This is a genomic window from Oscillibacter sp. CU971 (assembly GCF_905219725.1).
In the GTDB taxonomy this organism is placed as follows: Bacteria; Bacillota; Clostridia; order Oscillospirales; family Oscillospiraceae; genus Oscillibacter.
Genome location: NZ_CAJMXG010000517.1, coordinates 1 through 1,268, shown reverse-complemented (window position 1 = coordinate 1,268; position 1,268 = coordinate 1). Strand labels below are relative to the sequence as shown.

At 62.0% G+C, this 1,268-nt stretch carries 1 protein-coding gene; it reads right to left on the bottom strand.

Annotated elements, in window-relative coordinates:
* A partial coding sequence (locus JX325_RS17065) for a chromosome segregation SMC family protein (RefSeq protein ID WP_204792208.1) occupies positions 1-1,109 on the bottom strand: 1,109 nt, incomplete at its 3' end.
* Between the last annotated feature and the right edge of the window lie 159 nt (positions 1,110-1,268).

Below are 1,268 nucleotides of genomic sequence, written 5' to 3'. Positions count from 1 at the left end.
GCCCGGGCCTTTTCCAAAAGGGCCTCCAGGCCCATGTTCAGCTCCTCCAGCCGCCGGGACAGGCCCTCCGCCCGGTCCTTCTCCTGGGCGGACTGGGCCGCCAGACCCCCGGCCCGGCTGTCGGACTCCACCAGCTCCGCCTGGGCCCGGTCAATGTTCTCCTGGTTGTGGGCGATGCCGGTTTCCAGCACCGCCACGGCGGCGGACTGGTCCTTCGCCTGGGCGTCCAGCTCCCCGGCCTCCGCCCGGACCTGCTCCGCCTCCATGTCCTTTTGGCGCATTTCCTCGCCAAAGCGCTCCCCCTCGGCATAGAGGGCATCCAGGGCGGCCCGGGCCTCGTCCCGCTCCTTCTCGGCGGCGTGGAAGTCCATTTCCAGCTTCCGGGCGCTGATTTTCAGCGCGTCCAGGTTTTCCAGCCACACGGAGATTTCCAGAACCCGCAGCTCGTCCCGCAGGACGAGGTATTTTTTCGCTTTCTCCGCCTGGTCCCGCAGGGGCTCCACCTGGAGCTCCAGCTCGGAAATCTTGTCGTTGATGCNGACCAGATTTTCCTCCGTCCGCTCCAGCTTCCGCTCCGCCTCCTCCTTCCGGTGGCGGAAGCGGGAGATACCGGCGGCCTCCTCGAAAATCTCCCGGCGCTCGCTGCTTCGGGTGGAGAGGATTTCGTCGATTTTGCCCTGGCCGATGATGGAATAGCCCTCCCGCCCAAGGCCGGTGTCCAGAAACAGCTCCGTCACGTCCTTGAGCCGGACGGATTGGCGGTTGATGTAGTATTCGCTCTCCCCGCTGCGGTAATACCGGCGGGTGACGGCCACCTCCGCCTCCTCCATGGAGGGGAAGATGCGCTCCGTGTTGTCCAGCACCAGCGTCACCTGGGCGAAGCCCACCTGCTTTCGCTGCTCCGTGCCGCCGAAAATGACGTCCTCCATCTTCGCGCCCCGGAGGCCCTTGGCGCTCTGCTCGCCCATGACCCAGCGGATGGCGTCGGAGATATTGGATTTTCCTGAGCCGTTTGGGCCCACAATGGCGGTGATATCCTCCCCGAAGTTCAGGACGGTCTTGTCCGGGAAGGACTTAAAGCCTTGAATTTCCAGCGCTTTTAAATACACGTTTCCACCTCTGCCGAAGCTCCGTCAAAGGGGGCTTCAATAATCAATTAACTATAGCAGAGAACGCGCCGCATTTCAAGATAAAATCTGTAAAGCTATCGCCGGGCAAGTTGTATATTGAAAATGGACAGTCGGATAAGCCATGTCCGGCTGTCAAAT